1 protein-coding gene is annotated in these 1,473 nt (G+C 44.1%); it reads right to left on the bottom strand.

Annotated features, from left to right (window positions below; all coding sequences use genetic code 11):
- Nucleotides 1-51: 51 nt before the first annotated feature.
- A complete protein-coding gene (locus tag L1N85_RS26975; protein ID WP_235242095.1) occupies nucleotides 52-1,380 on the bottom strand; it encodes an IS3 family transposase in 1,329 nt (442 codons plus the stop codon).
- Nucleotides 1,381-1,473 lie beyond the last annotated feature (93 nt).

Raw genomic sequence — 1,473 nt, 5'->3', positions numbered from 1 at the left:
TAATCTGGACCCTATGTCAAGGACACTTAAAAAAAGAGTGGTATTGAACAATTAGGAAACCAATAATAGATGATTCCTGTACTGAACAGGGGTCATCTTTTTTAATCCCCATTGATATCGGTGATTGTTGTAATAGCGGATGTAGCGGTCAACTTCAAGTTTCAGCTCTTGTAAAGAACGGCAACTACGATGATCTACATGGTCCTTCATGTGGCCGAAGAACGATTCTTGAGGGGCATTGTCCCAACAATTTCCGCGTCTGGACATCGACTGGCCTAATCCATTCTTCTTTAATAGCTCCTGGTATTTTGGACTGGTATAATGGCTGCCCTGATCCGAGTGGATAAAAGCATCCTTATGGAGCTTTACACGCTTCTGTTTCTTGAGAGCATCAACGGTATCCGTGGCAATGTCCAATGTGAGCCGATTGGATACGTTGTAAGAGAGGACCTCACCTGTTGAGGCGTCCAATATGGTCGACATATAGGCCATCTCTGAACGGCCGTGCGGGAGATAAGTGATGTCGGTAAGCAATGCTAGACCAGGGATACCCTTCTTAAAATCCCTCTGGAGAGTGTTTGGAAGGGTCCGATGTTCCTGCGTAGCCTTAGCCATGCGCTTGTAGGGATTAGGCTTTCTATGAGGACAAACGATATTAAATTTCTTCATAAGCCTACGGATCTTCTTTAGGTTATAAATGACGCCAAACTCGTTCTCAAGAATCATCTTGATGGAGCGAGAGCCCTTCTTATATCCTCTCCGTTGGAAAGCCTTCTTAATTAAGTCTCCCGCTTTGGCATCGGAAAGAGCCCGCTTTAAGCGGGAATCTGCGGCATGTATGTAGCTGTAATAACCCGAGCGGGAAACGTTAAACAACGAGCAAAGGTAGCCCGTCATACGTCCTAAGCCTTGATCCACGGCGTCCTTAATGAGTTCAAACAACTTAACCTTGCTTAGGTTCATTCCTTTGGCTACCAGCAACCTTTCTTTCGTGTCTAGCTTTTTTAACAGGTCAACCTGAGATTCAAGCAGTTTAATCCTTGCTTCTTGTTTTGCGATGATTTCATCCTGGGATAACTCCCGTCGCAAAGGACGTCCAGAGGCTTCTTTTCGGGAGTCAGCTAGTCCGATAATACCACCTTGTTCGTATGCTTTCTTCCAACGTTCGGCAGATTGTTCTACTCGCTTCATTCCAATGACGGTAACATCAAATCCATGAGCTTCAAAGATCTCTCTTGGGGTTTTGCCTGTCATGTATTGGTCAATAAATAACTGCTTAAATTCATCCGCGTAGGTTATCGCTTTATCACTAACTTTGATTACGTATCTATTCTTTGACAGCTTCTCACGTTCATCTTCCGTAAATCGCTTCTTGCTCAATCTAATCCCCTCCGTTGTTTCTTCAGTATACAAAAAGGTACCCATAGCCTGAACACCTTTTTTTAAAGTGTCCAGTCTATGGGTACCAGTGTA

Origin of the sequence: Paenibacillus alkaliterrae (assembly GCF_021532375.1) — a bacterium.
Taxonomy (GTDB): Bacteria; Bacillota; Bacilli; order Paenibacillales; family Paenibacillaceae; genus Pristimantibacillus; species Pristimantibacillus alkaliterrae.
The sequence above is the reverse complement of the archived record's forward strand: the minus strand, read 5'-3'. Positions and strand labels throughout refer to the sequence as shown.